This is a genomic window from Amycolatopsis sp. H20-H5 (assembly GCF_035828755.1).
Lineage (GTDB): Bacteria > Actinomycetota > Actinomycetes > Mycobacteriales > Pseudonocardiaceae > Amycolatopsis.
The window spans coordinates 1-23,321 of sequence record NZ_JAYMZS010000132.1 but is presented as its reverse complement, the minus strand read 5'-3'; the positions used below and the strand labels follow the sequence as shown (position 1 = coordinate 23,321).

Below are 23,321 nucleotides of genomic sequence, written 5' to 3'. Positions count from 1 at the left end.
GCACGGCTGCCTCAAAACCCACACCCACTACAACGAAAACACAGCCTGGGCACACCACACCACCACACAAACCAGACAAAACACCACCGCCGCTTGACAAACAAAACCCAGGGATGTCTTCAGGGACAGTCAAACCGGCCTGGCCGGAAGGTCGCGTAGCGGGCGGAACGGGCTGAGCAGCAGGACCAGCACGGCCAGGAACTGGAAGCCTGCCATCAGCCAGAGTGCCTCGCGGACGCCCGTCACCTCGCCCAGCACGCCGCCGAGGAGCGCGCCGAGCGGGATCGCGCCGTAGTTGAGGACCGCGGCGCTCGCGGTGATCCGGCCGAACAGCTCCGGCGGGCAGTACCGCTGGCGGAACGTGGCGGTCATGATGTTGGACGCGGTCAGCCCCGCTTCGAGGCCGAACGCGGCCACGACGAAGAACGCGAGCCCGGCCCCGCCGCCCGCCAGCGGGCCCAGCAGCAGCATCGGCGCGACGAACACCTCGCACAGCAGGAATCCCCGCGCGTTCCCGAACCGCCGCGCGATCCGCCCGGCCAGCAGCGCGCCCACCACTCCGCCCAGCCCGCCGAGCGCGAGCACGACACCGATAACGCCGGGCGACGCGTGGAGGTCACGGGCAAGGAACACGACCTCGATCGAGTGGTACCCGACCAGCCCGATGTTCGAGGTCGCGCCGAAGACGGCGAGCACCCGGAGAAACCTGTCGCGCAGGACGAACCGCAGTCCGTCGGCGATCTCGGTGCGCAGCCTGACCCGCGTGGCCACCTCGCGGCGAGGCTCGCGAGCGCGGACAGAACGCAGGCACAGCACGGAAATCCCGAAGCTGACCGCGTCGGCCAGCACCCCGGCCACCGCGCCGAAGGCCTGAGCGAGCAGTCCCGCGAGCCCCGGCCCGGCGATCTGCGCGGCCGATTCACTGCCCTTCAGCTTCGTGTTGGCCTCCAACAGCTGGTCGTCCTCCACGAGCGTCGGCAGGTACGCGCGGTACGCGAGCGTGAAGAAGACTCTCGTGACCCCACCGAGGAAAGCGGCCACCAGCAGGTGCGTCACGGTGAGCACGCCCAGCCACGCCACGACCGGGACGCTCGCGAACACCGCCATCGAAACCGTGTTGCACAGCAGCATCACCGGCCGTTTCGGCCAGCGGTCCACCCAGGCCCCGGCGGGCAGGCCGACCAGCAGCCACGGCAGCCAGGCGATCGCGGCCAGCAGCGCGGTGACGAACGTGCTCGTGTGCAGCACGACCACGGCGACCAGCGGCAGCGCGACCGACGCCACGGAACTACCCAGCATGCTGGTGGTCTCACCGAACCAGAGCAGGCGGAAGTCCCGCACGCGCAGCAGGCCGCCGCGTGCGGAGGTCCCCGCGGTCACGGTTTGCCGGGCACGGCGCGGGCGGAGAAGAACACCGGCTCGCGCTCCTGGCCGTCGTCCGGGACCTTCCGGTGCGCCAGCGGGGTGATCAGGTCGAGGATCTTGTCCTTCAGTTCGTCGATCTCCGACACCGACAGCCGCAGCCAGATGTCGGCGTCGAACCCGACGTCGTGCCACTCCTCCGGATAACTCAGCCGGTTGGCGAACCAGGCCCTGGCCAGCCTGTTCGCCCGCTCGAGGCTCAGCGACTCGGCGGCCTCGGCCACCGGGTCGTCCTCGAAGTCCGTCGACGACCACGCCAGCCCCTGCTTCGGACGGCGCCACCAGCGTTCCCGCTTGTCGCGCGCGAGCTCCGGCGCCTCTTCCACCAGCTCGCTCGCGGCGAGCACCTTGAGGTGGTGGCTGATGTTGCCGACGGCCTGGCCGGTCCGCTCGGCCAGCGCGGACGCCGTGGCCGGGCCGTACACCGAGAGAACGTCCATGAGCCGCCGCCGCACCGGGTGCGACATCGCCGCCAGGACCTTCGAATCGTGGATCTGACGCACTTCACGGTCTGGCATGACTCGACCCTAGATGCACAAGGGCTCTTGTACAACTACTCTTGTGGAACTCGGCGCGGAGATGCCGGTATTCTCGGCACATGGGAATCATCGCCTGGATCATCTTTGGCGCGATCGCGGGCTGGGCGGCGAACCTGGTGATCGGCGGCCGTGACCGGCGGCGCCAAGGCTGCCTGGTCAGCGTGCTGGTCGGCGTGATCGGCGCGGCGTTCGGCGGGTTCGTCTACCGGCTCGCGACGGGCGAGAGCAAGAGCTTCGAATTCGACTTCCCGAGCTTCGGCGTCGCCGTGCTCGGCGCGATCCTGCTGCTGGCGATTTTGCGCCTGGTGACGAGCATCGGCCGCCCGCGTGACCGTTTGTAACTTTTCGCCGACGATCGGTGATCAACGCCGGAAAAGCGACTAAAGTACGTCCTTCTCGCTGTCGAGATCCCGCGACCGGGTGCATGCGCCGTCGGGGGGCGCATGCACCCGGCCCGTCCAGGCGGTCCCGGTGCCGGTCCCGATCACCACGTCCACCGCCCGCACCGGATCGATCAGCGAAGGCATCGGCACGGCGAGGATGTCCTGACGCCACGCGCGGAACAACGCGGCCAAGCGCTCGCCCACCGCGTCTGACGTACTGGGCATCGAGTTCCTCACGGTCGCCGGACGAGCATCAACTACCCAGAGTTATCGCGGTTTTCGACCGCCTGTTACCAGGTTGTGGTGCCTCCCACCCTTGGCGGGGAAACCCTGACGGGGGAGCTCAGCGGCCTCACCCGGGCGGGCGGTAGCTTGAACCCGCCCAGAACCGGCAGCCGGACCCGGCGCCGGCCACTCTTTCCGACCACGACTGCGGGGAACCAGATCCATGAGCGCCGGCAAGCCGGAACCCACTGGCAACCCACTCACGCACGCGGTCAAGCTGGCCCGTGAGACCGTGCCGCCGATGCACCCCGCCGGACGGCCGTTCGTGCTCGGCGGCGTCGTCGCGACGCTCGCGCTGCGCAGGTTCTCCAAGCGGCTCGGCGTCGTCGGCGCCCTCGCGACGGTCGCCACCGCGGCCTTCTTCCGCGAGCCCAAGCGCGTGCCGCCCACCCGCCCCGGGCTCGCCGTCGCCTCGGGCGACGGGCTGGTGTCGCTGATCGAGGAGGCCACACCGCCGCCCGAGCTCGGCCTGACGGCCGAGCCGCGGATGCGCGTGAGCATCTTCCTGTCGGTCTTCGACGTGCACGTCCAGCGCCTCCCGGCGACCGGCGTGATCGAGCGCGTGGCGTACCGGCCCGGCAAGTTCCTTTCCGCCGACCTCGACAAGGCCAGCGAGGACAACGAACGCAACTCCGTGCTGATGCGCACGGAGGACGGCCACGAGCTCGTCGTCGTGCAGATCGCCGGGCTGGTGGCCCGCCGCATCCTGTGTGAGATCCGCGAAGGTGACAAGGCCACCATCGGCGACACCTACGGCATCATCCGCTTCGGCTCGCGGGTGGACCTCTACCTGCCGCCCGGCAGCAAGGTCCTCGTCTCGAAGGGCCAGCGCACCGTCGGCGGCGAGACCGTGCTGGCCGAACTCCCCGTCACGCACCCGGAAGGCTGACCCATGGTCCGCGTGACCACGCCGGGCATCCGGCTGCTGCCGAACGCCATCACGGTGCTCGCGTTGTGCGCGGGCCTGTCCGCGGTGCAGTTCGCGCTCAGCGGGAACTACCCGATGGCGATCGCCGCGATCGGCATCGCCGCCGTGCTCGACAGCCTCGACGGCCGCATCGCGCGGCTGCTCGACGCGACGTCCAAAATGGGTGCCGAGCTCGACTCCTTGTCCGACGGGATCTCGTTCGGCGTCGCGCCCGCGCTGGTCCTCTACGTCTGGCACTCGGGCGGCGACCGGGTCGGCTGGGTCGCGTCGCTGATCTTCGCGGTCTGCATGATCCTGCGTCTCGCGCGCTTCAACACCCTGCTGGACGACACCGAGCAGCCGCCGTACGCGAGCGAGTTCTTCGTCGGCGTCCCGGCGCCGGCCGGTGGCCTGCTGGCGATGCTGCCGCTGATACTGGCGGAGCAGTTCGGCGAGGGCTGGTGGTCCTCGCAGTACGTGGCGTGGATCTGGACGATCGCCATCGCGGCCCTGCTGATCAGCCGCATCCCGACCCTGTCGCTCAAGACGGTCCGCGCGCCCGCGAAGGCCATCGCGCCGCTCCTGGTCGGCGTCGGCCTGCTGGCGGCGGCGATCATCCAGTTCCCGCTGGTGGCGCTGGCCATCGCACTGGTCCTATACCTGGCCCACATCCCGTACTCGGTCTACCGCCACCGCTGGCTCGCCGAGCACCCCGAGGCCTGGGCGGTGCCCCCGCGCGAGCGCCGGGCCATCCGCCGCGCCCGCGGCCAGCGCCGCCTCGGCCTCCGCCCGCCCCTGCGCCGCCGCGTCGCCGGAGCCGCGATGCGCGCGGTCCGCCTCCCCCGCAACGGCGAGCAGCACGTGGCGCGCGGCCCCCGCCCGGTCTCCGGCTCGGGCCCGTCTTCATTGGACACGAAGGACCGCGGCAACGACCGCGGCCCACGGCGGCGCAGCTGGCGCCGGATCGGCCTCCGTCAGCGCGGCAAGTAGCGCCCGCCCAACACGCGCTGAAGGCCACCATGAGGGCGTTAGAGTCCCTCATGGTGGCCTTCAGGGGACCTCTCTTCCCTCCAAAGTCGGAGCAAGGGACCTTTGCTATCGCGCCTCGGGCTTGCGGTTGCCCACACGAGCCAGCGGGAGTTCGCGCCCGCCGTGCGTCCCCCGGTGGAGGGCATCACGTACTTCGACGGCTGGGAGCGCCGTGCGTCGCTAGGGTGACGGGGGTGAGCGCCCCCCAGATCACCCTGACCGTCCGGCACACCCCCTCCGCGCTGGACGCGCGCCGCGGCGTCGTCCGGCTGCATCCCGAGGTCATCGACGCGCTCGGCCTGCGCGCCTGGGACGCGGTGCACTTGACCGGCGCGCGGGTCAGCGCGGCGCTCGCCGCGCCCGCCGACGCCGGTGGGACGCCGGGGGTCGTGCTGATCGACGACGTCACCATGTCCAACCTCGGTGTCACCGAGGGCTCCGAGATCGTCGTCGCCCCGGCGGACGTTTCGGCCGCGAAGGTGGTCACGGTCGCCGGTTCGCGGTTGGCGAGCGTCTCCCTGCCGCCGCATCTGCTGCGGCTCGCGCTGATCGGCAAGGTCCTGACGGTGGGCGACGCCGTTTCCCTGCTCCCCCAGGATCTTCAGCCCGCGCCGGGTTCGGACGTGCCGGCGGCGCGCGGGCAACTGTCCCGGGCCATCGGGGCGAGCTGGACCAGCGAGTTGCTCACCGTCACCGCCACCGAGCCGAACGGCCCAGTCGCCATCGGACCGTCCACAGTGGTCAGCTGGCGCGACGGCGCCCGCACCGGTGAGACGCCGCAGGCGGCGCCGAGCAGGTCGGGGACCTCGCTCGTGCGCAGCGAGCAGGTGAACCGGACCGAGGATTTCATCGACGCGGAGATCGTCGAGGACGAGGAAGCCGAGGAGGAGACCGCCGAGACCGTGCCGCCGCTCGCCGATCTGGTGGGCGCCGAGCAGGCCGCGCGCAAGCTCGCCGAGTGGTTCGATCTCGCCTTCCACCGCCCGGAACTGCTGGCCAAGCTGGGCACCTCCGCCCATCTCGGGGTGTTGCTGTCCGGGCCGGAGGGAGTCGGTAAAGCGACACTGGTGCGGTCCGTGGCGCAGGCGGAGAAGGTCCGCGTCGTCTCGCTGACCGCGCCCAACATCGCCGTCCTCGAGCCGAACGCGGCCGCCACCAGGCTGCGCGAGGTGATCGCGCACGCCGTGGGCGGCGACGGCTCGGCGGTCCTGCTCATCCACGACATCGACGCGCTCCTGCCCGCGACGCAGCCCCCGCCGCTGGCCACCGTCGTGCTCGAAGAACTGCGCAAGGCGCTGCGCCACGACAAGCTCGCGATCGTGGCCACCACGGCGCGCTCCGAGTCGGCCGATCCCCGGCTGCGCGCGGCCGACCTGCTCGATCGCGAGCTCGGCCTGCCCCTGCCCGACGGGAAGACCCGCACCGACCTGCTGCGGATCCTGCTGCGCGACGTCCCCTTGGAGACCGGTGTCGACTTCGGCGCGCTCGCCGAGCGGACGCCGGGTTTCGTCGCCGCCGACCTGATCGCCCTGCGCCGGGACGCGGCCCTGCGGGCGGCGCTGCGCCAGCGTGACACGGACGAACCCCGGATCTCCCAGCAGGACCTGCTCGACGCGCTGGCCACCGTCCGGCCGATCTCGATGTCCACTTCGGACAACCTCGCCACCGGCGGGCGCACCCTCGACGACGTCGGCGACATGACCGAGGTCAAGCAGGCGCTCACCGAGGCGGTGCTCTGGCCACTGCGCTACCCGGACTCCTTCGCCCGCCTGGGCGTCAACCCGCCGCGCGGTGTGCTGCTCTACGGCCCGCCCGGCGGCGGCAAGACCTTCCTGGTGCGGGCACTGGCAGGCACCGGCGCGCTCAACGTGTTCGCGGTCAAGGGCGCCGAGCTGATGGACAAGTGGGTCGGCGAGTCCGAGCGCGCGGTGCGGGAGCTGTTCCGCCGGGCCGCCGAGGCGGCGCCGTCGCTGATCTTCCTCGACGAGATCGACGCGCTCGCACCCCGGCGCGGGCAGTCGTCGGACTCCGGAGTGGCCGACCGGGTGGTCGCGGCACTGCTCACGGAACTGGACGGCGTCGAGCCGATGCGCGAGGTCGTCGTGCTGGGTGCGACGAACCGCCCCGAACTGGTCGATCCGGCCCTGCTCAGGCCGGGCAGGCTGGAGAAACTGGTCTTCGTGCCGCCACCGGACGCCGAGGGCCGGGAGGCGATCCTGCGCTCCAGCGCGAAGAACACGCCGCTGGCGTCCGATGTGGACCTCGCGGCGCTGGCGGCCACGCTGGACCGGTATTCGGCGGCGGACTGCGCCGCGCTGATCCGGGAGGCCGCGCTGACCGCGATGCGGGAGTCGCTGGAGGCCAGCGAGGTCACCGCGGCGCACCTCGAGACGGCCAGCCGCGCCGTCCGGCCGTCGCTGGACCCGGCGCAGCTCGCCTCGCTGGAGGCCTACGCGAAGAACAGGGCCGAGTAAGCGGTCGTGCGTGTTGCGGCCGGTGCTGACCGGCCGCAACCTCACGAGCCCTTGCTGTCGCCGCCCTTATAATCCTTGGTCAGGATGACGACGACCCCGGGGCTGGAGTCCTGGATGCCCTCGAAGCGCTGCTCCGCCCGCATCCCGAACTCGGCGGCCAGCGCCTTCGCGGCGGTCTCCTCGTCGGTGCCGGGGCGGTAGTAGGCCGTGGTGGTCGGGATCGTGCCGTACGGGTACGGCTTCGGGTCCTCGACCTTCCACCCTGAGGCTTCGAAGTCCTTCTTGGCCTTCGCCGCCAGCCCGGTGATGAGGCTGTTGTTGTACACGCGCACCACGACCCACTTCGCGGACTGCTGCCCGTTGCCGGGTTGGCCGGGCTGACCCGGCTGACCGGTCTGGCCGGGCGGCTGCCCGCCGGGGGTGGGAGACGGCGGCACCGGGCTCGACGGCGCCGAGGTCGACGGCGGGACCGCCGACGTGGGCGGCACCGCCGGCGAACCGGTCGGCGGCACGGACGGGCCGCCACTGGGCGTGCCCGGCGACGGCGCCGAACTGCTCGGCGCGGCGGTGTCGGAGGAACTGCCGCTGTTCAGCACGGTGATGCCGCCGATGACGGCGGCCACCACGGCGATCGCGACCAGCGCGACCCCCGCTGCCTTCAACGGCCGGGACAGACCTGAAAACACACTCATGGCAGCTCGATCCCCAGTCGCCGTGCGGCGCGGTTGCGCTGGCGCACCGCACGCGTCTTGCGCAGGCGCTTGACCAGCATCGGGTCGGCCTGCATGGCTTCTTCCTTTTCGAGCAGCTGATTCAGCACCTGGTAGTACCGCGTCGAAGACATCGAGAAGCGCTCGCGGACGGCCTGCTCCTTCGCACCGGCGTACTTCCACCACTGCCGCTCGAAGGCAAGTATGTCGATCTCGCGGGCGGACAGGCCGTCCACGGTTCCCGGCGGGGACGGCTGGTCTGGCTCAGCCATCGACTCCGCGGCGTCCATCTGACTCCTCGCAATCAGGGTCCGTTGCTGGGCGTTCTCGGCGTTGTCGTGAATCACACAGTTGTCATTCCGCGGGCGCCATTAGACCACGGAACGACCACCCGTCGTGGGCATCCTCACCGGCGCGTCATGGTCTACCACGGAGGTCTGACAAAATGGGTGACGTGACCGTCCATGCCATCCGAATCGCCGGCGACCCCGTGCTGCACAACCCGACTCGGGAGATCACCGAGTTCGACGAGAAACTGCGCACGCTCACCGAAGACATGTTCGAGACGATGTACGCGGCCGAGGGGGTGGGGCTCGCGGCCAACCAGATCGGGCTCGACCTGCGGCTGTTCGTCTACGACTGCCTCGACGACGAGGGCGCCCGCCACAAGGGCGTCGTGGTCAACCCCAAGCTGGAGACCTCGGAGATCCCCGAGACCATGCCCGACCCGGACGACGACTGGGAGGGCTGCCTCTCCGCCCCCGGCGAGTCGTACCCGACCGGCCGCGCGACCTGGGCGAAGGTGACCGGCCAGGACATCGAGGGTAACCCGATCGAGGTAGCGGGCACGGGCTACTTCGCCCGCTGCCTCCAGCACGAGACCGACCACCTCGACGGCTTCATCTACCTCGACCGCCTCGTCGGCCGCCACGCCCGCGCGGCGAAGAAGATGCTCAAAGCGAACGACTGGGGCGTCCCGGGCAACAGCTGGCTGCCGGACCCCGAGGCCGCCGACGACGCGGACGTCGACGCCTGAGTCCCGAGTGTCATGAAAGGGTCTTTCAGGGCAATTTTTGTCCGGAAAGACCCTTTCATGACACTTCAGAGCGCTAGCAGCCAAGGAAGTGGCACCGCACCACCGCGGGCTGCTCCGTCACCGCCCCGCGCTGGACGTTCCAGGCCAGCCGCACGTACTGCGCGTGCGTCCAGGCGAGCGGCGTGGCCGACGCCGTGGGCGTGCCGGGCGGGAAGCCGGTCTGGCTTGAGGGCGCGTTCTCGTCCCACACCTGCTCCGGCATCGTGTCACCCGAACTGCTCACCCGGCCGAGGTCGCGCAGGCGCCGCGCTGCCGACGAGTGGTCACCGTTGGCGAGGTCGTACTCGCCGCGTTCACCCGCCAGGAGGGGCCACAGTCGCCCGTACGTGGCGCGGCTCTCCGCTGGGAACGTGTAGTCCCAGGGTGAGCCGTCGGGCTGCTCGCCGTAGCCGTCGAGGGTGTAGCGGTGCCAGAACTGGCCCTTCGGCGTGGTGAAGCCGATTTGCGCGTCGGTGACCTTGATGCTGTTGCGGATCACCGGGTCGTCCGCCGCGTAGACGCCGAGGCGCACCAGGTCGAGGAACCCAGCGTCGGTGACTTCGCGCTGGTCCTTGGTGAGGCTCGAGTTGCCGAGGTTGTACTTCGTGCCCGCGTTCGCGTTGCCGTCCTTGGTCAGCCGGACGAAGTACGGGTCCTTCGACAGCGGACCGTTCGTGGTCACCGTCTGTTTCGTCAGGTCGGCCTTGAACTTGTCGGCCGCCGCGAGGTAGCGCTGGGCGTCCGCCGCCGCGCCGTTGTGCTTCGCGAGGTCCGCCGCGCAGACCAGCCCGGCGATCACCGAAGCGATCGTCGACGGCGAGTATCCGTCCTGTTCCTCCCAGCGTTCCTGCTGGGTGTACGGCGACGCGAGGCCGTTTTCTCCCTTGTAGGACAACAGGAACTCGGCGGCCTTGCGCACGCCCTGCCAGGTCTTGGCGTCGGTGCGGCCGAGTTGCTGGGCGAGCACGATCGGGAACGCCGTCTCGTCGAGCTGCACCGAAGGCCAGTACGGCTTGCCGTCGACGTTGGTGTTCTGCGGCAGGTGCCCGTCGGGCAGCTGCTGGGTGCCGAACATGTAGTCCAGCGAACGGTTCGCCGCGCCCCTGTCACCGGCGGCGAGCAGGCCGGTCGCGATCTGGTAGAGGTCACGCGGCCACACCAGGTGATAGGTGCCGGACGGCGAGTACGCCGGATCGTTGTTGCCGAACCGCCACGGCATGCTCGGCGACGCGACGAACGCGCCCGGGTGCGTCTTGTCCTCGCTCGCGGCGAGCATCAGCACTGACGCCTGGTAAAGGTCGCGCTCGTTCTTCGTCTTGACCGACGACGGCACACGGCTGACCGTGCGCAGATAGCCGCGCCAACCCGCGTCGTAAGCACGAGCGGTGTCGCGGAACCCTTGCCGCTGCGAGGCTTTCGCGTTGCCGAGCGCGTCGGAATCCTTCGCGCCCATGCCGAGCGCGAGGGTCACGTGACGCGACCGGACGCCGTCAGCCGTGGTCTGCCCGGTCAGCAACACGTTGCCCTTGGCCGCACTCGCGTAATCCTTGAGCCCGAACGTTTTCGTGAGCTGGGTGAGCCCGTCCGACACCCCGGCGTAGCCCACGCTCGCGTGCTCGAACGCGGGCTGCGCGGTGAGCGCGGCGGCCGTTTTCGCGTCGTGGGAAAGCAAAGTGGCGCCGTTCGCGGCGGCTGTGTCGTCGGAGCCGTCGTTGGTGAGGTCGGGATCGGCGACGGCGTAGAGCCGGTACGGGCGGCCGGTCAGCGACGTGAAGTCGACGTCGATCAGCACCGTCGAGCGGGCCGGGTCGGTGACGTAGGTCTTGCGGAGTTTCCAGCGGTGCTGGTCGTCGGTGATCGTCTGTTCGTAGGTCAGCCCGTCGTCGCTGGTCCGGCGGACCTGCTGGGCGCGGGCCGCGGAGTCCACCGACGCGAAACTCCGGCCGTCGCTGACGACGAGGTTCAGCGCGCGGACGCTCGGAGTGGACAGGTCCGGGTAGTAGACCTCGGACAGCTGGCCACCCTGAAGGGTGAACCAGACGTTGCTCGCCCGGTCACGGGCCGTACCGAAACCGGTCTTGTTCGCCGGGAGCCAGCTGGGCCGGACGCCGGGCCCGCCCGGCGCCTCACCCCCGCCGGAAGCCGCCGCTGTCGCCGGTATCAGGCTGCTGACCAGCAGTCCGACCAGCGCCGGGATCATGAATCTGCGCATAGACACCCCAAAGAAGCACCCGCTCTGCACCGTTACAGAAGCCTTGAGATTGTGCCGTGAATCCCTGCCGATCGCATGGTCCGATCCGGTGAACGACTAACGCCATCCGGCGCAACCCAGACGGGGGAGGCGATTGGGGCGTCGGGGTGACGAGCGACCCCCGAGGGTTGAGTACTGAAGCGCGGCATGGCATGGTCAGGGTTACAACCAAACACCGCGGGAGCTCGCGCCATTGGCGGGCTGAGAGGGTGACTTGGGTCCTTCGGGGCTTGGGCGTCACCGACCGCATGAACCTGACCGGGTAATGCCGGCGTAGGGAGTGAACGTCGTTGACGACGCTTGAAAACAAGGACGCCCAGAGCCGGGGCGCTCAGGACCGGGCCGCCAAGATCGAGCCGAAGGTGACCACCGGGCCGATCACCGGCTCGCACAAGGTGTACCACCAGACCGAATCCGGGCTCCGCGTCCCGGCGCGGCGCATCGATCTGACCAACGGCGAGCATTTCGACGTCTACGACACGTCGGGCCCGTACACCGACCCGGACGCCCAGATCGATGTCCACAATGGACTACACCGCCTGCGGGCGGGCTGGGCCGACGGCCGGGAGCACGACACGCAGCTCGGCTGGGCCAAGGCCGGGGTGATCACCCGCGAGATGGAGTACATCGCCGCGCGGGAACGCTGCTCCCCCGAACTGGTGCGCGACGAGGTCGCCCGCGGCCGCGCGGTGATCCCGGTGAACCGGCGCCACCCGGAGTGCGAGCCGATGATTATCGGCAAGAAGTTCCTGGTGAAGATCAACGCCAACATGGGGAACTCGGCCGTCTGGTCCTCTGTGGAGGAAGAGGTCGACAAGATGGTGTGGGCCGCCCGCTGGGGCGCCGACACGATCATGGACCTGTCCACCGGCAAGCGCATCCACGAGACGCGCGAGTGGATCATCCGCAACTCGCCGGTCCCGGTCGGCACCGTGCCGATCTACCAGGCGCTCGAAAAGGTCGACGGCGAGCCGGAAAAGCTGTCGTGGGAGATCTACCGCGACACGATCATCGAGCAGTGCGAGCAGGGCGTCGACTACATGACCGTGCACGCGGGCGTGCTGCTGCGCTACATCCCGCTGACCGCGCGCCGCGTCACCGGCATCGTCAGCCGGGGTGGCTCGATCATGGCGGCGTGGTGCCTCGCGCACCACAAGGAATCCTTCCTGTACACGAACTTCGCCGAGCTCTGCGAGATCCTGCACAAGTACGACGTCACGTTCTCCCTCGGTGACGGCCTGCGCCCCGGCTCGATCGCCGACGCCAACGACCGCGCGCAGTTCGCCGAGCTGGAGACGCTGGGCGAGCTCACGCACATCGCCCGCGAGCACGGCGTCCAGGTGATGATCGAGGGCCCCGGCCACGTGCCGATGGACAAGATCAAGGAGAACGTCGAGCTCGAAGAGGAGCTCACCGGCGAGGCGCCGTTCTACACGCTCGGCCCGCTCACCACGGACATCGCGCCCGGTTACGACCACATCACCTCGGCCATCGGCGCGGCGCAGATCGGCTGGTACGGCACGGCGATGCTCTGTTACGTCACCCCGAAGGAGCACCTCGGCCTGCCGAACCGCGACGACGTCAAGACCGGCGTGATCACCTACAAGATCGCCGCGCACGCCGCGGACCTCGCCAAGGGCCACCAGTACGCGCAGGAGTGGGACGACGAGCTGTCCAAGGCGCGCTTCGAGTTCCGCTGGAACGACCAGTTCAACCTCGCGCTGGATCCCGACACCGCCCGCTCGTTCCACGACGAGACGCTGCCGGTCGAGGCGGCGAAGACCGCGCACTTCTGTTCCATGTGCGGGCCGAAGTTCTGCTCGATGCGGATCACCCAGGACATCCGCAAGTACGCCGACGAGCACGGACTGTCCACTGTGGAAGCCATTGAGGCTGGCATGGCCGAGAAGTCGGACGAGTTCGCCGAGCGCGGGAACAAGGTGTACCTGCCCGTGGTCAGTCCGTGACAGTAACGCCTCGCACCGCCCTCACCATCGCCGGATCGGACTCCGGCGGTGGTGCGGGCATCCAGGCCGACCTCCGCACGTTCTTCGCGTGCGGGGTGCACGGCCTGGTCGCGCTGACCGCGGTGACCGTCCAGAACTCCTTGGGCGTACAGGGTTTCGCGGAGATCGACACCGAGATCGTCACGGCGCAGATCAAGGCCGTCGCCGGTGACATGGGCGTCAACGCGGCCAAGACCGGCATGCTCGCGACCGCCGACATCATCCAGGCCGTGGCCAAGACGCTCGACGAGGTCCACATCGGACACGGCACCGGCGTGCCGTTCGTCGTCGACCCGGTCGCGGCGTCGATGACCGGGCACGCGCTGCTGCGCGAGGAAGCCCTCGAAGCCATCCGGACGGAGCTTTTCCCACGCGCCACGCTGATCACGCCGAACCTCGACGAGGTCCGGCTGCTCACCGGCATCGAGGTGACGGGCCCCGAGACCCAGCGCGAGGCCGCGAAAGCGTTGCTGGAGTTCGGTTCCGAGTGGGTGCTCGTCAAGGGCGGGCATCTGGAGCAGGTCAGCGACTGCGTCGACCTGCTGTCGGACGGGACGCGGGTCATCGAGCTGAGCGGGCCGCGGTTCCACACGAACAACACGCACGGCGGCGGCGACACGATGGCCTCGGCGATCACCGCGTCGCTCGCGAAGGGGCTTGATGTACCCGACGCCGTGAGCGAGGGGAAGCTCTTCATCGAGAGGTGCGTGGCGGAGTCCTACCCGCTGGGCGCGGGAGTCGGGCCGGTGTCGCCGTTCTGGCGGCTGAAGGACTAGTTAGTTGACCAGCGGAACCCCGCGACGCTCACCCGCTGGACAACTCGCCGCCGACTTGCGAGGTCGTCGAGTGCTAGCTGACGGGCTCCAGGACGCGGTGGTCGTAGTTCGCGCGAGCCTCACGGATACGGGTGAAGTTCGCTTCCGACCACGCGCTCAGCGCGATCAGGTACGCACCGACCTCGGCGCCCATCCCGGTGAGCGCGTACTCGACCGTCGGGGGCGTCGTGGGGTACACCGTCCGGGTGACCAGGCCGTCACGCTCCAGGCTGCGGAGGTTTTGGGTGAGCATCTTCTGGCTGATCCCGTCGACGGCACGGCGAAGCTCACCGAACCGGTGGGCCTTCCTGGCCAGCGCGCCGAGCATCAGCGCGGTCCACTTGTTGGCGACCAGATCGAGCACCTCGCGGCACGGGCAGTTGCGCAGGTAGACGTCCCAAGGCTCTTCGTGCACGTCACAGATAGTTTCCATCAGGTACCTACTTTACTGAGAAGTGCCTTCTAGCGAAAAGTGACCAACAGTCAGAGCATAGGAGGGCAGTCAAGAACCCAACCGAAGGAGCTGTGAAATGCGCGTCGTGACCCAGGACGAGTTCGGTGGGCCGGAGGTGCTGAAGGTGGTCGAAGCGAAGCGCCCGGAGCCGGCGCCGACCGAGATCCTCCTGCGCGTGCACGCGGCCGGGATCAACCCGGTCGACTGGAAATCGCGCGCCCACGAGGTCTTCATGGGCAACCCGCCGTTCACGCTCGGCTGGGACGTCTCGGGAGTCGTCGAGGCGGTCGGTTTCGGCACGACCGGGCTCTCGGTGGGCGACGAAGTCCTTGGCATGCCGAAGTTCCCCGGCGAGGCCGCCGCCTACGCCGACTACGTAACCGCGCCCTCGCGCCAATTCGTGCGCAAGCCGGCCGGGCTCTCGCACGTCGAGGCCGCCGGGCTGCCGCTCGCGGGATTGACCGCGTGGCAAGGACTTGTCGACCTCGCGGACGTTCAGCCTGGTCAGCGGGTGCTCATCGACGCGGCTGCGGGCGGGGTCGGTCACCTGGCCGTCCAGATCGCCAAGGCGCGCGGGGCCTACGTGCTCGGCACGGCGAGCGCGGGCAAGCACGACTTCCTGCGCTCGATCGGCGTCGACGAGCCGATCGACTACCGCGACCCGGCGGCCACTGCCACCGATCTCGACCTCGTGTTCGGGCTGGTCAACGCGCAGAGCGACCTGCGCTGGCTGCCGTCGCTCAACCGCGGCGGGCTCATCGTCAGTGTGCCGGGCGGCACCTCTGATGACGTCATGGCCGAGGCGGCGAAGCTGGGCGTGCGGACTGCGCGGATCCTGGTCGAGCCGGACCAGATCGGTCTCCACGGCCTGGTCGAGCTGATCGAGGCGGGCAAGCTACGGGTCCACGTCGACCAGGCGTTCCCCCTCGAAGACGTCGCCAAGGCCCACGAACTCGGCGAAGGCGGCCGCGTCACCGGGAAACTCGTCCTCACCACCAGCTGATCACAGACCGCCAGACACGGCCCGGCCGCTCAGGCGGTCGGATCGGGGCCAAGGGCCGCGTCGAGCAGTTCGCCGAGCAGGTTGAGCTGGTCGGGTGTCAGGTCGCGGAACGACGACTCGGCGATGCCGTCCACCACCTTCTGGCCGGCGGCGCGCAACCGTTCGCCCTCTTCGGTGAGGCGATGCCGGACGGCCCGGCCCGGCCCCGGTACCCGCTCGATCAGCCCGCGCGCGGCCATCCGGGTGGCCAGCGACCCGAAGGACTGGTCGGTCTGGAAGGTCAGCAACGCGAGATCGTGTAGTGACGCGTCCGGCACTCGGTCAAGGTGGCGCAGCGTGTCCCACTGGACGAGCGAAAGCCCCAGCGGCGCCAGCACGCGGCTCAACGCCCGGTGGTGGCGGTACTGCAGGCGCTTGACGGCCAAGGCGACGACGGCCGGGCGGTAAGTCATGCGAGAAATCCTAACTCATCGAAGGCAGGTTGCTTACCTAAGGAAACTGATATAAGGTTCCTTAGGTAAGCAACCTTACCAAAGTCGAGAAGGAACCATGACGACTCTCCCCGCGGCAGGCTCGCTCCGGCCCACCCGCACCGAAACTCGCACGCTGCGCTCCGAGACCGCCGGTCCGGTCGAGGTGACCGTCCAGGACCGCGACCGCACCCGGCCTTTCCTGCTGCTGCACGGCGGTGGCGGCGTCGCGACGATGGCGGGCTTCGCCGGTCTGCTCGCCGAACGCACCCACTCCCGGGTGCTGCTGCCCACCCACCCCGGCTTCGGCGGCACACCGAAACCCGAAGGCCTGGCGAGCGTCACCGAGCTGGCCCGGGTCTACGTCGAGCTGCTGGAGCGGCTCGACCTCACGGATGTGACCGTGGTCGGCAACTCCTTCGGTGGCTGGCTGGCCGCCGAGATGGCCCTGCTGAAGAGCCCGCGGGTCAGCGGCGCGGTGATCGTCGACGGGATCGGCATCGAAGTCGCCGGCCATCCGATCACCGACGTCAGTGGTCTCTCGCCGACCGAGCTCCGGTCACACTCGTTCCACGACCCGGCCAAGGCACCCGTACCGCCCGCAGGTGGCACCGGGCCGAGCCCAGATGTGCGCGCTCTGGTCGGCTACACCGGTGCGGTCATGTCCGACCCGGCGCTGGCCGATCGGCTCGGCGGCATCGACATCCCCGTCCACGTGATCTGGGGTGAGAGCGACGGCATCGCCGGCCCGGAGTACGGCAAGGCCTTCGCCGCCGCGATCCCGCTCTCGACGTTCACGCTGCTGCCCCGCACCGGCCACCTGCCCCAGGTCGAAACACCCGAAGAGCTGCTGGGCGCGTTGCTCGGCCGGGACGACCACTGATCGCCCCGCCGTCGATGCCGTGCTGAAATGCCTGCTTCCCACCACAGTCTGAACTGCCCCTGAAGGCCACCATGACAGCGTTTTACGCCGTGAAGGTGGCCTTCAGGGGCAGTCGCGCTAGCCGCGGGCGAGGACCTGTGGGAGCACGGTCGTGAGGCCCGTCCAGTCCGAGGTGATCACCGAAGCGTGCTGCTTCGCGAGGTCGGCCACGCGCTGGTTCGCCTGGTCGGCGGTCGGGTTGTGCGCGTCGATGGCAGGCGCGACGTTCTGGCCGTCGGTCATCACCACGTAGTAGTGGTTCGAGTCGTACCAGCCCGGCCCGGTCTGGGTGACCCACGCGTTGGCGTCACCGTCGAACACGACGAACCACGGCTTCAGATCGGCCGTGTACTTGTCCCGCGGATCCCCGCCGACAGCGCCGTGCACGGTCGGGAAGATCTGGACGTCGGCGAGCTTGCCCGCGTTCTTCTGCGCGACGAGGTAGCGCGCGTATTCGACGTCGGTCTTGAGCGTGTCCGTCGGGTTCTGTTCCTCGACGGTGCCGGGGATGATCTCGGTGATCACCTTGCCCCGCAAGGAGTCCACCGACGCCCAATTGTCCCCTTTGGACGCCGCGTCCAGCGTGGCGTACCCGCCGAGCAGGGCGGCGGGCTTGTACACCGCACCACCCAGATGCGCCCGGAAGGTCGCGTCCAGCTCGTCCGGGCCGAGTCCGCCGTTGTCCGAGAAGCCGGTCTTCATCTCCAGCTTGAGGGTCAGCGGCGCGTGCCCGGGGTGTGCGGCCAGCCAGATCCGGATGTCGTCGAGGCAGTACTCGAGGTTCTTGTTCTTACCGCCGGTGTAGAGATCGGCCGTCGAGGACGCCGCGACGCAGTTGTTCGCGTTGCCCAGCGGGTTCGAGTGGCTGACCTTCCATTCATGCGTGAAGACGTCCGGCCAGACGTCCAGCTCGATCAGCGAGGAGCCGTTGTCCAGCGCCCGTGCGAGATAGTCGTACGCGGCCGGGTCGTAGGTGTTGTGCACCCCGACGGTCGTGATGTGGGAAACCTTGGCGGTGTCCGCGTTCGCGGCGGTCACCCCGGACAGCGACGCGGCCACGAGCGCGCCGGCGGCGAGCACCATAAACGACAGTTTCATCCTGCTCCTTCACACACCTGGAGTGCAGTCGTGCTCACACTGTGCCAGCGTGATGGACTATTAATGAAGCAGAGATGACCGATTGGACTAGACCAGAAGTCGGGTGAGAGCCGTACCGATGAGCGACACAACGAGCCCGCCGTCCGCGCTGACCATCGCCGGTTCGGACTCCGGCGGCGCCGCCGGGCTGCAGGCGGATCTGCGGACGTTCCTGACCTGCGGGTGCACGGCCTGGTGGCGGTCACGGCCGTGACCGTCCAGAACACCCTCGGCGTGCACGACCGCGCCGACATCCCGCCGCACATCGTCGCCGGGCAGATCGAGGCCGTCGCCTCGGACATGGGCGTCAACGCCGCCAAGACCGGCATGCTCGCGTCCGCGGAGATCATCCACGCGGTCGCCGCGGCCTGCGACAAGGCGGGCATCGGCCGCGACGGCAAGGTCCCGTTCGTGGTGGACCCTGTGGCCGCCTCGATGCACGGCCACCCGCTGTTCGACGACGCCGGGCTCGCCGCGCTGCGGGAAGAGCTCCTGCCGCGCGCGACCGTGCTGACGCCGAACCTGGACGAGGTCCGCCTGCTCACCGGAATGACGGTGACCAACCGCGACCAGATGTACCAGGCGGCCGTGGTGCTGCAGCGGCTCGGGCCGAAGTACGTGCTGGTCAAGAGCGGGCATCTGGTGGACGACCCCGAGTGCGTCGACCTCCTCTTCGACGGTTCCACGTTCGTGGAGCTGCCCGGGGCGCGGTATGCGACCCCGCATACCCACGGCGCTGGCGACACGATGGCGTCAGCGCTCACGGCCGGGCTGGCGCGCGGGATGTCGGTGGTCGAGGCGGCGCGGTACGGCAAGTGGTTCGTCTCGCACGCCGTCGAGAACGCGTACCCGATGGGCGCGAAGGTCGGTCCGGTTTCGGCGTTCTGGCGGTTGGCTCCCGAAGATCACTGAATTCCTGTTCACCCGTTTTGGTTAGATCCTCACGTGACCAAGCGTGAGCGGGTGGCCGATCTTCGTGCCGGAGCTCCTGGCGAGGTTCTACGCCTACCGCGAATGGTTCTTCGGCGACTCGTGGAACGTGTTCGACCTGATCGTCGTCGGCATCGCGGTGATCCCCGCGACCGGTCCGTTCGCGGTGCTGCGGGCACTACGCGTGCTCCGCGTGTTGCGGCTGATCTCGGTGGTGCCGTCGATGCGCAAGGTCGTGTCCGGCCTGCTCACGGCGATCCCCGGGATGGCGTCGATCGCCGCGCTGATCATCTTCGTCGCGGGCGTGATGGCCACGAAGCTGTTCGGGCACATCTCGCCGGACAACTTCGGCGACCTCGGCACCTCGCTGTTCACCCTGTTCCAGGTGATGACCGGCGAGGCGTGGCCGGACATCGCCAAGGAGATCATGAAACAGGCGCCGATGGCCTGGGTCTTCTTAGCAGGCGTCCGAAAACTGATGTCATGTCGTCCAGTTTGGCGCCGAGGGCCGCGTGACTGACGGGGACTTTCACGCGGTCTGTTCTGGCGAAGGGGACTTTTGCAAGGTTGAGTCGAGGGGAAAGCCCCCTTCAGTCGCCACCCCAGGCCTGCCGTGTGCCCTGATGGGAGCCTTCACGGCGTTTAACGCCGTCATGGTGGCCTTCAGGGGCACGCATGAAACGGTCATGGCGGTATGAAACGGGCGAATGGGTGGACTTTCCGTCCTTTGTGGAGGGTAGGCGGCTTCGAAGGACAGGCGCTCGAGGCTTCGAGCGGCGGCTGCTGCGACAGTTCTCAGACGCGTTCTTAGTGGTTCATCACGGTGGTGGTCAGCGCGGCATGGAGGACGAGCTGCGCCAGGACCTGCGCGAGGAGGAGGCCAAGCAAGCCGAGCAGCAGGCCGCGGCGAACAAGGAGATCCTCGACGAGCTGCGCGCGCTCCGGTCGGAGATCGCCGCGCTACGGCAGGACGCCTAGCCTTCCTCGTCGGAAAGCAGGGCCTCGAGCGCGGGCAGCGCGGCTGTGAGCGCGTCGCGATGCTCGGGTGTGAGCCGCTCGAGACGGCGGCCGAGCTCCTGGACGCGTGTCGAACGCACACCGGTGACGAGCCGTTCACCCTCTTCGGTGACGGTGGCGAGCCAGGCGCGGCGGTCGATCGGGTCGGACTCGCGGGTGACGTACCCGGCCTCGACGAGCGAAGCGATGATGCGGGACATCGTCGCCGCGGCGACACCCTCCTTCGCGGCGAGGTCGCCGAGGCGCAGCTGACCGAACGTGGCGAGCGTCGCGAGGGCCGAAATAGCGCCGTGACCAGGGCCGGGCACCCCCGCCTGCCGCAGTGAGCGGGAGAGCCTGCCCACCGCGAGGAACAACCTGCCTGAGACGTCCTGGGCCGCTGACGTGATCACCGTCTGGCTCCTTAGCGCACTAGGTACCCGTCGCGGTTGCGCGCCGGAAAGGTGCCGACCACGATACGTGCTCTCTGTGCACGTTCGACGTGAAGCCAGTCTCAAAACGGCCCTTCAGCGCGCGAACCCGTACCCCGAAGCCGCTGCGGTTCAGCGCGGCGGGCTCGAGGCCTGGGCCCAGAAGCGCTGCGGGATCCGGCCCGCGCCCCGCGCGAGACGTCCGGCCGTGACGGCCGCACGCATCGCCGACGCCATCCGTTCGGGGTCACTCGCCCTGGTGACGGCCGTCGCGAGCAGGACGGCGTCGCAGCCGAGCTCCATCGCCAGCGTCGCGTCGGAGGCGGTGCCGATGCCCGCATCCAGGATCACCGGGATTCCGGCGCGCGAGACGATCAGTTCGATGTTGTGCGGGTTACGGATGCCAAGGCCGGTGCCGATCGGCGCGCCCAGCGGCATCACGGCCGCGCAGCCCGCCTCCTCCAGCCGCAGCGCCAGCACGGGATCGTCGTTCGTGTAAGCCAAAACGGTGAACCCGTCGGCGGTGAGCCGCTCGGCCGCGTCGAGGGTTTCGAACGGGTCCGGCAGGAGCGTCCGGTCGTCGGCGTGGACCTCCAGCTTGATGAGGTCGGTTTCCAGCGCCTCCCGCGCGAGCTGCGCAGTCAGCACGGCCTCGGCGGCGGTGCGGCAGCCCGCGGTGTTGGGCAGCAGCCGGATGCCGAGCCGCTTGAGCAACTCCAGCACGCCCGAACCGCCTTCGGAGTCGGCACGCCGCATCGCCACGGTGGTCAGCTCGGTGCCCGAGGCCACCAAAGCGCGCTCGAGCACGGCCAGGTTCGCCGCGCCGCCGGTGCCGATGACCAGGCGTGACGTCAGTTTGTGTTCGCCGATGACGAGCAGATCGCCGTCCATGTTCAGCCTCCTTGTACCGCGGTGAGAATGTCGAGCCGGGCGCCCTTGGCCACGACGGCGTCGGTCCACCGGCCACGCCGGACGACCTCGCCGTCCAGCGCGACCGCGACACCCTGGGTGGCCGTGCCGAGCGCTTCGAGCACGTCGGCGACCGTGGCCTCGTCGGGGAACTCGCGCCACTGGCCGTTGACCTGGATCTCCATCACACTCGCTCCTTCTTCAGCAGCCGTCCTGGCGAGGCCGGGAGGATCTCTTCCGACGCCGGTTCGCCGTCCAGCCAGGCCACCACCGCGTCGGCGGTCACCGGCGCGAGCAGCAGGCCGTTGCGATGGTGCCCGGTCGCGGCGAAGACGCCGTCCTCGAGTTCGCCGACGAACGGCAGCGCGTCGACACTGCCCGCCCGCAGCCCGGCGGCCATCTCGACCAGCTCGTACTCGGCGAGGCCCGGCAGCACCCGCTCGGCGCCTTCGAGCAGCTCACGCACGCCTTTCGCGGTGACAGTCTCGTCGAATCCGGCCTCGTACTGCGTCGCCCCGAGGACGAGTTCGCCGTTCGCGCGCGGCACCAGGTAGATCGGGCGGCCCTCGACGACGGCGCGGAGTGTGCGTTTCGGCGGCGGCAGGCAGCCCCGGCGCGGGCGCAAGCGGAGGATCTCGCCCTTGAGCGGGCGGACGGCGCCGGCCAGCAGCGGATGGAGACGTCCCGTCCAGGCCCCGGCGGCGAGCACGACGGCGTCCGCGCGGATCTCGGCGAGGTCCGTCACCGTCTCGTGGACGAACCTGACGCCGTGACAGGCGCGCCTGAGCGAGTGCAGCAGTTTGCGGTTGTCCACGGCCAGGTCACCGGGCACCAGCAGTCCACTTCGGACGGACCCGGCGACACCCGGTTCGGCGCGGCGGGCCTCGCGTCCGCTCACCTGCTCGACAGCGCGGCCGAGCGAGCGCAGGAACCCGGCGAGGATGTCGAGGTGCGCGGCGTCGGCGCTGTCCAGCGCGACGACCAGCGTCCCGTGCTCGGACAGGCCGGGATCGACGCCCTCGGCCGCCAGGTCGCGGGCGAACGACGGCCAGCGGCGAAGGGACTCCTCGCCGAGGCTCAGCACCTCCTCCTCGCCCGGCCACGCTTCGGTGACCGGAGCGAGCATACCGCCGGCGAGCCAGGACGCGCCCCGGCCGGGATCGGGGTCGTACAGGGTGACGCGATGGCCGCGCGCGGCGGCTCGCCAGGCGATGGACAGGCCGATGACCCCGCCACCGATGACCACGGTTTCCGTCATGAGATCTCGCTCCCTGCGCCGGCATGATCCGGATCAGGTTCCACGGTCGGAGCGGTTCGGCTCCCTCTCAGCCCGTGCCTCGGGCTCCCGTGCGGACCACCCCACCGTAGCGCGCGGGTACCGTCGCCGCCATGGCCACCCGTTCCTCAGAATCCGTCCGCGCCCGCCTGGCCGAAGCCCGGCTGTACCTGTGCACGGACGCCCGCACGGCACGCGGGGACCTCGCCGAGTTCGTCGACGCCGCCCTCGCCGGGGGCGTGGACATCGTGCAGTTGCGCGACAAGACCGGCGGCTCACCACTCGAAGCCGCGCACGAGATCGCCGCGCTGGAGGTGCTGGCCGAAGCGTGTGAGCGCCACGGCGCCCTGCTGTCGGTGAACGACCGCGCGGACGTCGCGCTGGCCGTCGGCGCGGACGTCCTCCACCTGGGTCAGGACGACATCCCGGTGTCACTCGCCAGGAGGATCCTCGGCGACGACGTGGTGATCGGCCGGTCCACCCATTCGGTGGAGCAGGCAGAGGCCGCGGCGGCCGAACCGGGCGTCGACTACTTCTGCACCGGTCCCTGCTGGCCGACGCCGACCAAACCCGGCCGCGACGCCCCCGGCCTGCACCTCGTGCGCGCGACAGCGGCCTCGGCCGCCGCCCGCCCCTGGTTCGCGATCGGCGGCATCGACCACGAGCGGCTGCCGGAGGTCCTGGCCGCGGGCGCGTCCCGGATCGTCGTGGTCCGCGCGATCACCGAGGCCGAAGACCCCAAGGCCGCCGCACAGACCCTCCGCGCCGCCCTGCCCGCCTGAACCCGCACTTCACCACCTTGCCCGAAGTGCCTCTGAAGGCCACCATGAGGGACTTAGACGCCCTCATGGTGGCCTTCAGGGACCTTCGCAAGTGCGGTCAGGGGGTGGCGGGAGC

General features: G+C 69.6%; 24 protein-coding genes, 2 pseudogenes and 1 riboswitch. Of the genes and pseudogenes, 13 read left to right on the top strand and 13 right to left on the bottom strand.

Going from position 1 to position 23,321, the window contains the following annotated elements; translation table 11 throughout:
* Positions 1-129: 129 nt before the first annotated feature.
* Entirely contained in the window at positions 130-1,380 is a 1,251-nt protein-coding gene (locus QMK34_RS40485; RefSeq protein WP_326420106.1) for an MFS transporter, read from the bottom strand.
* Positions 1,377-1,940 (bottom strand): ArsR/SmtB family transcription factor, encoded by a 564-nt coding sequence (locus QMK34_RS40480; RefSeq protein ID WP_326420105.1) that lies wholly within the window; start codon positions 1,938-1,940, stop codon positions 1,377-1,379. The genes QMK34_RS40485 and QMK34_RS40480 overlap by 4 nt, the downstream gene beginning before the upstream one ends.
* 80 nt (positions 1,941-2,020) lie before the next feature.
* Here QMK34_RS40480 and QMK34_RS40475 point away from each other — a divergent pair, with 80 nt between their 5' ends.
* On the top strand, positions 2,021-2,302 hold the full coding sequence (locus QMK34_RS40475) for a GlsB/YeaQ/YmgE family stress response membrane protein (RefSeq protein WP_326420104.1): 282 nt from the start codon (positions 2,021-2,023) through the stop codon (positions 2,300-2,302).
* A gap of 39 nt (positions 2,303-2,341) precedes the next feature.
* Here the strand turns inward: QMK34_RS40475 and QMK34_RS40470 are convergent, their stop codons facing one another.
* A complete protein-coding gene (locus tag QMK34_RS40470; protein ID WP_326420103.1) occupies positions 2,342-2,569 on the bottom strand; it encodes a hypothetical protein in 228 nt (75 codons plus the stop codon).
* Between the two features lie 223 nt (positions 2,570-2,792).
* Here QMK34_RS40470 and QMK34_RS40465 point away from each other — a divergent pair, with 223 nt between their 5' ends.
* The 3 genes from QMK34_RS40465 to QMK34_RS40455 all read left to right on the top strand — a co-directional run bounded on the left by QMK34_RS40465 (position 2,793) and on the right by QMK34_RS40455 (position 7,039).
* Positions 2,793-3,518, top strand: a complete 726-nt coding sequence (locus QMK34_RS40465; RefSeq protein ID WP_326420102.1) for a phosphatidylserine decarboxylase — start codon at positions 2,793-2,795, stop codon at positions 3,516-3,518.
* Positions 3,519-3,521: 3 nt separating this feature from the next.
* Positions 3,522-4,526 (top strand): CDP-diacylglycerol--serine O-phosphatidyltransferase, encoded by a 1,005-nt coding sequence (gene pssA / locus QMK34_RS40460; protein WP_326420101.1) that lies wholly within the window; start codon positions 3,522-3,524, stop codon positions 4,524-4,526.
* Positions 4,527-4,759: 233 nt separating this feature from the next.
* Positions 4,760-7,039 carry an AAA family ATPase gene (locus tag QMK34_RS40455; protein WP_326420100.1) on the top strand — a complete coding sequence of 760 codons (2,280 nt, stop codon included), beginning with the start codon at positions 4,760-4,762 and terminating at the stop codon, positions 7,037-7,039.
* 41 nt (positions 7,040-7,080) lie between these two features.
* On the opposite strand, the gene QMK34_RS40450 is transcribed toward QMK34_RS40455, so the two are convergent.
* Complete coding sequence (locus QMK34_RS40450) at positions 7,081-7,731, bottom strand: LytR C-terminal domain-containing protein (protein ID WP_326420099.1); 651 nt, start codon at positions 7,729-7,731, stop codon at positions 7,081-7,083.
* Positions 7,728-8,039 (bottom strand): DUF3263 domain-containing protein, encoded by a 312-nt coding sequence (locus tag QMK34_RS40445; RefSeq protein WP_326420098.1) that lies wholly within the window; start codon positions 8,037-8,039, stop codon positions 7,728-7,730. Before QMK34_RS40445 ends, QMK34_RS40450 begins: the two co-directional genes overlap by 4 nt.
* A gap of 164 nt (positions 8,040-8,203) precedes the next feature.
* Here QMK34_RS40445 and QMK34_RS40440 point away from each other — a divergent pair, with 164 nt between their 5' ends.
* Entirely contained in the window at positions 8,204-8,785 is a 582-nt protein-coding gene (locus QMK34_RS40440; protein WP_326420097.1) for a peptide deformylase, read from the top strand.
* Positions 8,786-8,858: 73 nt separating this feature from the next.
* Here QMK34_RS40440 and QMK34_RS40435 read toward each other — a convergent pair whose 3' ends face one another.
* Entirely contained in the window at positions 8,859-11,036 is a 2,178-nt protein-coding gene (locus tag QMK34_RS40435) for a glycoside hydrolase family 15 protein (RefSeq protein ID WP_326420096.1), read from the bottom strand.
* A 329-nt stretch (positions 11,037-11,365) separates the two neighbouring features.
* Here QMK34_RS40435 and thiC point away from each other — a divergent pair, with 329 nt between their 5' ends.
* Positions 11,366-13,042 carry a phosphomethylpyrimidine synthase ThiC gene (gene thiC / locus QMK34_RS40430; RefSeq protein ID WP_442785326.1) on the top strand — a complete coding sequence of 559 codons (1,677 nt, stop codon included), beginning with the start codon at positions 11,366-11,368 and terminating at the stop codon, positions 13,040-13,042.
* Entirely contained in the window at positions 13,039-13,857 is an 819-nt protein-coding gene (thiD, locus tag QMK34_RS40425; protein WP_326420095.1) for a bifunctional hydroxymethylpyrimidine kinase/phosphomethylpyrimidine kinase, read from the top strand. Before thiC ends, thiD (QMK34_RS40425) begins: the two co-directional genes overlap by 4 nt.
* Before the next feature lie 73 nt (positions 13,858-13,930).
* Here thiD (QMK34_RS40425) and QMK34_RS40420 read toward each other — a convergent pair whose 3' ends face one another.
* On the bottom strand, positions 13,931-14,329 hold the full coding sequence (locus tag QMK34_RS40420; protein ID WP_326420094.1) for a winged helix-turn-helix transcriptional regulator: 399 nt from the start codon (positions 14,327-14,329) through the stop codon (positions 13,931-13,933).
* A gap of 97 nt (positions 14,330-14,426) precedes the next feature.
* On the opposite strand from QMK34_RS40420, the gene QMK34_RS40415 reads away from it, so the two are divergent.
* Positions 14,427-15,353, top strand: coding sequence for an NADP-dependent oxidoreductase (locus QMK34_RS40415; protein WP_326420093.1), 927 nt, complete (start codon positions 14,427-14,429; stop codon positions 15,351-15,353).
* A gap of 29 nt (positions 15,354-15,382) precedes the next feature.
* On the opposite strand, the gene QMK34_RS40410 is transcribed toward QMK34_RS40415, so the two are convergent.
* Positions 15,383-15,805: a MarR family winged helix-turn-helix transcriptional regulator gene (locus tag QMK34_RS40410; RefSeq protein WP_326420092.1), complete on the bottom strand. Its 423-nt coding sequence runs from the start codon at positions 15,803-15,805 to the stop codon at positions 15,383-15,385.
* Positions 15,806-15,902: 97 nt separating this feature from the next.
* Here QMK34_RS40410 and QMK34_RS40405 point away from each other — a divergent pair, with 97 nt between their 5' ends.
* Positions 15,903-16,706 (top strand): alpha/beta fold hydrolase, encoded by an 804-nt coding sequence (locus tag QMK34_RS40405; RefSeq protein WP_326420091.1) that lies wholly within the window; start codon positions 15,903-15,905, stop codon positions 16,704-16,706.
* A gap of 117 nt (positions 16,707-16,823) precedes the next feature.
* On the opposite strand, the gene QMK34_RS40400 is transcribed toward QMK34_RS40405, so the two are convergent.
* Positions 16,824-17,843 carry a phosphatidylinositol-specific phospholipase C domain-containing protein gene (locus tag QMK34_RS40400; protein ID WP_326420090.1) on the bottom strand — a complete coding sequence of 340 codons (1,020 nt, stop codon included), beginning with the start codon at positions 17,841-17,843 and terminating at the stop codon, positions 16,824-16,826.
* A 118-nt stretch (positions 17,844-17,961) separates the two neighbouring features.
* Between QMK34_RS40400 and thiD (QMK34_RS40395) the strand changes: the two are divergent.
* The 3 genes and pseudogenes from thiD (QMK34_RS40395) (at position 17,962) to QMK34_RS40385 (ending at position 19,790) form a co-directional block, all read left to right on the top strand.
* Positions 17,962-18,794: pseudogene (thiD, locus tag QMK34_RS40395) on the top strand (bifunctional hydroxymethylpyrimidine kinase/phosphomethylpyrimidine kinase).
* Positions 18,795-18,852: 58 nt separating this feature from the next.
* A pseudogene (locus QMK34_RS40390) lies at positions 18,853-19,269 on the top strand (ion transporter); the annotation flags it as partial.
* A gap of 383 nt (positions 19,270-19,652) precedes the next feature.
* A complete protein-coding gene (locus tag QMK34_RS40385; protein WP_326420089.1) occupies positions 19,653-19,790 on the top strand; it encodes a hypothetical protein in 138 nt (45 codons plus the stop codon).
* Here QMK34_RS40385 and QMK34_RS40380 read toward each other — a convergent pair.
* The 4 genes from QMK34_RS40380 to thiO all read right to left on the bottom strand — a co-directional run bounded on the left by QMK34_RS40380 (position 19,787) and on the right by thiO (position 22,406).
* The gene (locus QMK34_RS40380) at positions 19,787-20,218 is read right to left on the bottom strand and encodes a MarR family winged helix-turn-helix transcriptional regulator (protein WP_442785327.1); all 432 of its coding nucleotides are present in this window, start codon (positions 20,216-20,218) and stop codon (positions 19,787-19,789) included. The genes QMK34_RS40385 and QMK34_RS40380 overlap by 4 nt on opposite strands.
* 153 nt (positions 20,219-20,371) lie before the next feature.
* Positions 20,372-21,130, bottom strand: coding sequence for a thiazole synthase (locus QMK34_RS40375; protein WP_326420087.1), 759 nt, complete (start codon positions 21,128-21,130; stop codon positions 20,372-20,374).
* Positions 21,131-21,132: 2 nt separating this feature from the next.
* Complete coding sequence (thiS, locus tag QMK34_RS40370) at positions 21,133-21,333, bottom strand: sulfur carrier protein ThiS (protein ID WP_326420086.1); 201 nt, start codon at positions 21,331-21,333, stop codon at positions 21,133-21,135.
* Positions 21,333-22,406 (bottom strand): glycine oxidase ThiO, encoded by a 1,074-nt coding sequence (gene thiO, locus QMK34_RS40365; RefSeq protein ID WP_326420085.1) that lies wholly within the window; start codon positions 22,404-22,406, stop codon positions 21,333-21,335. The genes thiS and thiO overlap by 1 nt, the downstream gene beginning before the upstream one ends.
* A riboswitch (TPP riboswitch) is annotated at positions 22,400-22,507 on the bottom strand. It overlaps the preceding gene by 7 nt.
* 30 nt (positions 22,508-22,537) lie before the next feature.
* Between thiO and thiE the strand changes: the two genes are divergently transcribed.
* Positions 22,538-23,206, top strand: a complete 669-nt coding sequence (gene thiE / locus QMK34_RS40360) for a thiamine phosphate synthase (RefSeq protein ID WP_326420084.1) — start codon at positions 22,538-22,540, stop codon at positions 23,204-23,206.
* Positions 23,207-23,321 lie beyond the last annotated feature (115 nt).